The 7,535-nt window shown below is 66.3% G+C and carries 6 protein-coding genes; 1 reads left to right on the top strand and 5 read right to left on the bottom strand.

The window, feature by feature from the left end; all coding sequences use genetic code 11:
• Window positions 1–179: 179 nt before the first annotated feature.
• The 5 genes from BUC15_RS18120 to iolC all read right to left on the bottom strand — a co-directional run bounded on the left by BUC15_RS18120 (window position 180) and on the right by iolC (window position 6,537).
• Complete coding sequence (locus BUC15_RS18120) at window positions 180–1,685, bottom strand: CoA-acylating methylmalonate-semialdehyde dehydrogenase (RefSeq protein WP_073191335.1); 1,506 nt, start codon at window positions 1,683–1,685, stop codon at window positions 180–182.
• A gap of 226 nt (window positions 1,686–1,911) precedes the next feature.
• A complete protein-coding gene (gene iolD / locus BUC15_RS18125; RefSeq protein ID WP_073191339.1) occupies window positions 1,912–3,804 on the bottom strand; it encodes a 3D-(3,5/4)-trihydroxycyclohexane-1,2-dione acylhydrolase (decyclizing) in 1,893 nt (630 codons plus the stop codon).
• 2 nt (window positions 3,805–3,806) lie between these two features.
• The gene (gene iolB, locus BUC15_RS18130) at window positions 3,807–4,694 is read right to left on the bottom strand and encodes a 5-deoxy-glucuronate isomerase (RefSeq protein WP_073191342.1); all 888 of its coding nucleotides are present in this window, start codon (window positions 4,692–4,694) and stop codon (window positions 3,807–3,809) included.
• Window positions 4,691–5,557, bottom strand: a complete 867-nt coding sequence (locus BUC15_RS18135) for a Cgl0159 family (beta/alpha)8-fold protein (protein WP_073191345.1) — start codon at window positions 5,555–5,557, stop codon at window positions 4,691–4,693. The genes iolB and BUC15_RS18135 overlap by 4 nt, the downstream gene beginning before the upstream one ends.
• Complete coding sequence (iolC, locus tag BUC15_RS18140; protein WP_073191348.1) at window positions 5,554–6,537, bottom strand: 5-dehydro-2-deoxygluconokinase; 984 nt, start codon at window positions 6,535–6,537, stop codon at window positions 5,554–5,556. The genes BUC15_RS18135 and iolC overlap by 4 nt, the downstream gene beginning before the upstream one ends.
• A 284-nt stretch (window positions 6,538–6,821) precedes the next feature.
• Here iolC and BUC15_RS18145 point away from each other — a divergent pair.
• On the top strand, window positions 6,822–7,535 hold a 714-nt coding region (locus tag BUC15_RS18145), incomplete at its 3' end, for a transaldolase family protein (protein WP_073191351.1).

Consider the following 7,535-nt stretch of genomic DNA (forward strand, 5'->3'; position numbering starts at 1 on the left):
CTTGAGCAGGATCCGACACTCAACACCGAGCCCGACGCATCGTCAGCAGACAACACACCCCGACGACGAATGACATGCAAATCCTGCTCAAACCCGCACCCAACCCAAGCCCGGACGCGAAACCGGCCGACACCCCCCGAAGGGGTGTCGGCCGGTCCAGATTCAGCGGAGCGTGAGGCTCACTCCTCCCGGATGAAGGACATCGAGGCGGCGTAGGTGCCCGACTCGGAGGGCCAACGCGACGTGATCGCCTTGAGCTTCGTCACGAACTTCAGGCCCTCCGGGCCATGGATGTGGGTGTCCCCGAGCAGCGAGTCCTTCCAGCCGCCGAACGAGTAGTAGGCGACCGGCGTCGGGATCGGGACGTTGATGCCGACCATGCCGGCCTCCACGTCCAACTGGAAGCGCCGGGCGACGCCTCCGTCGTTGGTGAAGATGGCCGAGCCGTTGCCGAACTCGGACGAGTTGACGATGCGGATCGCATCCTCGTACGTGTCCGCATGCACGATCGACAGCACCGGGCCGAAGACCTCCTCGTAGTACGCAGGCGCGTCGAGGGGGACGTCGTCGAGGATCGTCGGGCCGACCCAGAAGCCGTCCTCGTAGCCTTCGATCTTGAGCCCACGACCGTCGAGGATGACGTCCGCGCCCCGCTCCTCGGCATCGTCGATCAGGCCGACGATCTTGTCACGGGCCGCGCGGGAGATGACCGGGCCCATCTGGACACCCTTGTTCAGCCCCATGCCGACCTTGATGGTCTGCGCGTGCCTCTTGACCAGTTCGGCGAAGGTCGGGCCGACACCACCGACGGCGACGACCACGGGGAGCGCCATGCAGCGCTCGCCTGCGGCACCGAAGGCGGCGGCCGACACGTGCTGCGCGGCGAACGCGAGATCGGCGTCGGGCATCACGATGGCGTGGTTGTTCGCGCCCCCGAGTGCCTGGACGCGCTTGCCGCTTGCCGTGCCCTTCTCCTGGACGATGCGGGCGACCGGCGTCGACCCGACGAACGAGATGGCGTCGATGCCGGGGTGCTCGAGGATCTCGGTGACCAGGTCGCGGGTACCGGAGATGACGTTGAACACGCCGTCGGGAAGCCCGGCCTCCTTGTACAGCTCGGCGATCAGCAGCGACGCGGTGGGCGTGGGGCTGGCCGGCTTGAGGACGAAGGCGTTGCCAGCTGCGATCGCGACGGGGTGCATCCACATCGGCACCATCACGGGGAAGTTGAACGGGCAGATGCCCGCCACCACGCCCACGGGCTGGCGGACGGTGTGGATATCGACACCGGTGGAGATGTCGAAGGAGAACTCTCCCTTGAGCGCGGCGTTGATGCCACAGGCGAAGTCGAGGGTCTCACGGCCGCGCTGGATCTCACCGATCGCGTCGTTGTAGTCCTTGCCGTGCTCCTCGACGATGGACTTCGCCAGTTCGTCGGAGTGGGCGAGCACCAACTCGCGCATCTTGAACATGATGGCGGTGCGCTTGGCGAGCGAAGTGCGCCCCCAGGTCTTCTGTGCCGCTCGGGCGACGTCGACGACATGGTCGAGGTCTTCGCGGCTCGCGGCGAGCAGCTTCGCCGCGACGGCGCCGGTTGCGGGGTTCTCGACGTCGACGGACCCCTTCGGGTTCCCCTCGTAGTAGGCGCCGCTGACCCAGTGCTGGATATTGCGTGGTGCAGTCATCTCAAAAAACCTTTCCTCGGCGAGACGTATCGGGGTGCGCGCCGCCAACGGCTGCGGCACCGTGGAGCAGAGTCGACAGGCTGACTTTGCTCATGCGTGCTTCGTATTTGTCACCACAATACTAGACATTGTTTGAAAGCTTGTCTACCCATTCGGCATGCGAGATTGGGCGAGCGTGCTGCACGAGTGGCCCGGGCGCATGCCCGGGCCGCTCTCACAACGGGTTTCAGTTGAGGTACTGCCGCTGAGGTTCCTTCATCCCGACGTACCACTCCCGAGCCTGCTGCGTCGACTCGATCCGCGAGGTCTCCGAGACCGGGACGTCCCACCAGCTGGTGCCGGGCGGGTTCGGCCCGTACAGATCGGTCTCGATGTAGATCATCACCGCCCTGTCCATCGCCGCAGCCTCCACATAGGCCGCCCTGAACTCCTCAATGCCCTGGACCCGCAGCACCTTCAGCCCCCACGACTCCGCGTTGGTCGCGATGTCGACCGGCAACAGTTCACCGTCGGAGGTGTGCGACGCCCCGCCGCCCTTGCGGTAACGGGTGCCGAAGCGCTGCGACCCGTGCGATTCGGACAGCGCACCGATCGACGCGTAGCCGTTGTTCTGGAGCAGCACGAAGATCACCTTCACGCCCTCCTGGACGATGGTCGCCAGCTCCATCGGCAGCATCTGGTACGTGCCGTCGCCGACGATCGCGACCACCTCGGAATCGGGCAGCGCCAGCTTCGTGCCGAGCGCGGCCGGAATCTCGTAGCCCATGCACGAGAAAGCGTACTCGACGTGGTACTGCTTGGGCGTCTTCGCGCGCCACAGCGCCTGCAGGTCGCCGGGCATGGAGCCGGCCGCGTTGATCACCACGTCGTCCTCTCCCATCAGCTCGTTGAGCGCGCCGAACACCTCGGTCTGCGCGGGCAACGGCGTCTGGCCACGGTGGTAGCACTCGTCGATGATGGCCGACCACTCGTCGCGCAGCTCAGCGATCTGCTCCGAGTAGGGCTCCTCCACGTGGTAGCCCTCAAGTGCCGCGGTCAGCGCGACCAAGGCCTCGCGCGCGTCCGCGACGACCATCTCGGCCGCGTGCTTGTTCGCGTCGAAAGCCGCGACGTTGATGTTGACGAACGCCACGTCCTCGTTCTTGAACTGGGTGTGCGAGGCAGTCGTGAAGTCCGAGTAGCGCGTCCCGATGCCGATGACGACGTCGGCCGCCTCGGCCAGCACGTTGGCCGACTTGGCACCGGTCGACCCGACCCCGCCGACGGCGCACTCGTGGTCGAAGTTGATGCCACCCTTGCCCGCCTGCGTGTCCGAGACGGGGATGCCGGTCGCCGTCGCGAACGCACGCAGCTGCTCGCTGGCCTCCGAGTAGATCACGCCGCCACCGGAGACGATCAGCGGACGGCGTGCGCCGCGGATGATCTCGGCCGCGCGTTCGATCGCGACCGGCTCGGGGGCCGGGCGGCGGATGCGCCACGTGCGGGGCTTGAAGAACTCGACGGGGAAGTCGTAGGCCTCGGCCTGCACGTCCTGCGGCAGGGCGACGGTGACGGCGCCGGTGTCGACGGGGTCCGTGAGCACCCGCATCGCGGCCATCAGCGAGGGCACCAACTGCTCGGGGCGGCTGATGCGGTCAAAGAAGCGCGACACCGGGCGGAAGCAGTCGGTGGCGGCCGTCAGCGGGGAGACCGGATCCTCGACCTGCTGCAGCACCGGGTCGGGATGCCTCGTCGCGAACTGGTCGGACGGGAACAACAGCACCGGCACCCGGTTGGTGGTCGCCAGCGCCGCACCGGTGACCATGTTCAGCGACCCCGGCCCGATGGATGCGGTACACATCCACGTCTGGTGCCGGTTGGCCGACTTGGCGAAGGCCGCGGCCGCGTTCACCATCCCCTGCTCGTTGCGCCCCATAATGTAGGGCATCTCGCCGCCGTCAGGGGTCGGATCGATCTCGTTCTGCAGCAGGGCCTGCCCGATGCCGGCCACGTTGCCGTGACCGAAGATGCCGAAGGCTCCGGCGATCAAACGTTCGGTGGTGCCGTCGTGCTCGACGTACTGGTTGACGAGGAATCGGATGACGGCCTGACCGACGGTCAGGCGCACGGTTGAGCTCATTGTCACTCCTGGGTGTTCATTGGGGTCATCGGGAGGCGAGGGTCGACTTCTGCGTCGTCCCACATCTGACGAATCCACGTGTGGTTGGGGTCGTCGGTCATCAGCCACGTCGAGTCCTCAGCCGGGCCCGCCATGACATTGAGATAGTAGAGATCGTAGCCAGGCGCGGCTACCGAGGGACCGTGATAGCCGAACGGCATGACGACGACATCACCGGAGCCGACCTCGGTGCAGACGTCGATCTGCCCGGCCGGCGACGGGTAGATGCGCTGAAGCGCCATCCCCGGGCTGCCATCGGCCCCGGACCTGACCTCGTAGTAGTAGATCTCCTCCAGCACCCGTTCGACGTCGTTGTGCTCGTCGTGCTTGTGCGGCGGGTAGCTCGACCAGTTTCCCCCAGGGGTGAGGACCTCACAAACGAGGAGGTGCGAGGTCTCCAGATCGTTACCGAGCGCGTAGTTGTTGACCTGCCTTGAGCAGTTCCCGGCTCCCCTGAGCGTCGTGATGACCTCGTCTGCCGGGCAGTACCGGACTGGCAGGTGCGACGTTGCCTTCGAACCGGGCAAGGCGAAGCGTCCGCCGTCGGCACTGCGGATGGTCGCAGTGGTGTCGCGTGGAAGGTAGAGGTAGTCGGTGATCGCCGTCCAGACCTCCGGCCGACCTGACAGCTCGTAGGTCAGGCCGTCGACCTCAACGGTGCAGGAGCCCGAGAGCGGCAGCACGAGGATCTCGTCTGACCCCGTCCCGATCACCTGTTCGGCTCCGGCCTCGAGGCGCAGCACGCGGATCGATGACCATTCCCAGCCGACCCTCGCCGGGTCGACATCGGTCTCGAAACTGTCGTGTGCCGTGGCACCGGCCTTGATCACATAGGTGTCGTTGTCGTTCACAGCACCTCCACGCAGCTGTCGACGGCGGCGGCGACGTCGCCGTCCCTCGGGTAGAGCAGCGAACGGCCGATGATCAGGCCCTTCACGTTGGGGAGCCGTAGCGCGGCCTGCCAGCCGGACAGCGCCTCATCCATGTCCGCCGGCACCTCGCCGCCGAGGATCAGGCTCGGGAGGGTGGTGCATTCCATCACGCGTTCCATCTCGTCGACGCAGGGCAGTTTGAGCCAGGTGTTGGCCGAGGTGCGCCCGAGCGCCGAGGAGATCGTGATCGAACGCATCACGGCCTCGGTGCTCAGGTCGTTGGCGATCCGCCCGTCGACCATGCCCGAGATGAACGGCTCGATCATGGTGTTGCGGCCCACCTCGGCGAGCGCGTTGACCGTTTGCGCGGTGCGCTCCAGCATCTTCGCGGTTGCGGGGTCGTTGTAGTCGATCCTGAGCAGCAGCTTGCCACCGTCGAGACCGGATTCGACGATGCCCCGGGCGTCGTACCCGGTGAAACGGTCGTCGATCTCGAAGCTCGCCCCCTGGATTCCCCCACGGTTCATCGACCCCCACACGAGCTTCCCCTCGAGGGCACCGAGCAGCGCGAGGTCGTCGATGATGTCCGGGCTGCCGAGGAAGCCGTTGACGCCAGGGCGGGAGAGCGCGGTCACGCAGCGCTCAAGAAGGCTCTCCCGCGAGGCCATGGCCGTGTCGTCGTCGCCCGCTCCGAGCGCACCCCTGGCGGGGTGGTCTGCGGCGATCACCATCAGCTTGTCGACCTCTGCGAACTCGGGCCCATGCACGCGGGCGTCGAGGGCCCGACCGATGGCGTCCGGGTCACTGAACCGGATCTCGGTAAGTTTCTTGATCAGGCTCATCGCTTCTCCTTCTGGGTATTCTGCACGATCTCGGGGTGTGTGGCGAGCAGCTCGTCGACCTCGTTCTCGTAGGGCATGGCGGTCGAGCATTCGAGGCGTGAGGCGACGATCGCGCCTGCCCCGGATGCGAATGCGATGATGCGGTCCAGGTCCCAGTTCTCGAGGAGCCCGTGGCACACGGCTCCACCGAAGGCATCCCCGGCCCCGAGCCCGTTGATGACGTCGACCCTGGTCGCAGGCACGAACACGCGCTCCTCACGGGTCTTGGCCAGAGTTCCGACGAGGCCCTGCTTCACGATGGCGACCTTCACCCCACGGTCCAGCAGGGCATCGGCGGCACGCTCCGGGTCGGTCTCGTTGACGGCGACGCGGCACTCCTCCTTGTTGCCGATCGCGACGTCGACGTATTCGAGCAGGTTGCCGATCTCGCCCCGCGCAACCTCCTCAGAGGGCCAGAAGTACGGCCGGTAGTCCAGGTCGAGGATCGTGAGGCCACCGGGGCGTGGCGTCTTCGCGGCCGCGAGGTGCGCGGACCGGGAAGGTTCGGCCGAAAGGCCACCGACGGTGAGCCAGAGCAGCTTGTAGGTGTCCAGGTCCGCCGGTAGATCGGCGACGCTGACCTCAAGGTCGGGCGTCGACGGCTCGCGGTAGAAGTAGAGCGGGAAATCGTCCGGTGGGAAGATCTCGCAGAACGTCACCGGCGTGTTGAACTTCGAGTTCACCACCATGTGCGACGCGTCGACGCCAAGCCGCTCGAGTTCCTTGATGACGAAGCGCCCGAACGGATCGTCGCCGACCCCCGAGAGCCCAGCCACCCGGTGCCCGTACCGGGCGCATGCCACAGCCACGTTGATGGCCGAGCCACCGAGGAACTTTCCGAAAGTCTGCACGTCTTCAAGCGGCAACCCGACCTGCAGGGGATAGATGTCGACCCCACATCGTCCGATCACCAGGGCCTTCGATGCCAATACGTCATCCACTTTGACGACCTCCTCAACTTGACGCCAAGTCTGCCCGAAAGTCCGGCCAATGTCAAGCTTTGTTCGCACAAATTACGAATCTGTTCAAACTCGCCTCCTGCCGGGCCGCCGATGCCCAGCACGTAGCGGGTGCTGGACCCCCTTGACCTCGCCAAACTCCAGTCGAGGCCGTCCCGGCAGCTTTGTCCAGACATTCTCTTGACATGCAGGTAACATTAAGGTTGAATGGGTGCCACAGAGACGGCATCGCCGCCGCACAACTCACACCCAACCCAGGAGCACCCATGACCACGACGTACACCCCCGGCCCCCTGCTCGAGGCGGCGCGCACCACGCCGACCGCACTCTGGAACGATTCGTCCGATCTTTCAGAGCTGAAGCAGTCGATCGCCTTCGGCGGGGTCGGTGCAACCTGCAACCCTGTGATCGCCTACTCGACGATCAAGAAGCACCTCGACGTGTGGCGCCCCCGCATCGAGGCCATCGCCGCCGCGAACCCGACCTGGGGCGAGTCCCAGATCGGCTGGCAGGCCGTGCGTGACATGTCGGTCGAGGCCGCGGCGCTGCTGAAGCCGATCTTCGATGAGCACAACGGACGAAACGGCCGTCTCTCCGTGCAGACCGATCCCCGCTTCCACCGCGACGCGAAGGCCCTGGCCGACCAGGCCGTCGAGTTCCACGGCCTCGCCGACAACATCGTCGTCAAGATCCCGGCCACCAAGGTCGGCATCGAAGCCATCGAGGACGCCACCTACCGCGGCGTGAGCATTAACGTGACGGTGTCGTTCTCCGTCCCGCAGGCCGTCCAGGCCGGCGAGGCGATCGAGCGCGGCCTCGTCCGCCGTGAGGCCGAGGGCCACGACGTCTCCCGGATGGGCCCGGTCGTCACCCTCATGGTCGGTCGGATCGACGACTGGCTCAAGCACGTGGTGGCTCGCGACAAGCTGTTCGTCGACCCGTCGGCACTGGAATGGGCAGGCGTCGCGGCGATCAAGCGC

The sequence above is a fragment of the Tessaracoccus bendigoensis DSM 12906 genome (assembly GCF_900141915.1).
GTDB classification, from domain to species: Bacteria; Actinomycetota; Actinomycetes; order Propionibacteriales; family Propionibacteriaceae; genus Arachnia; species Arachnia bendigoensis.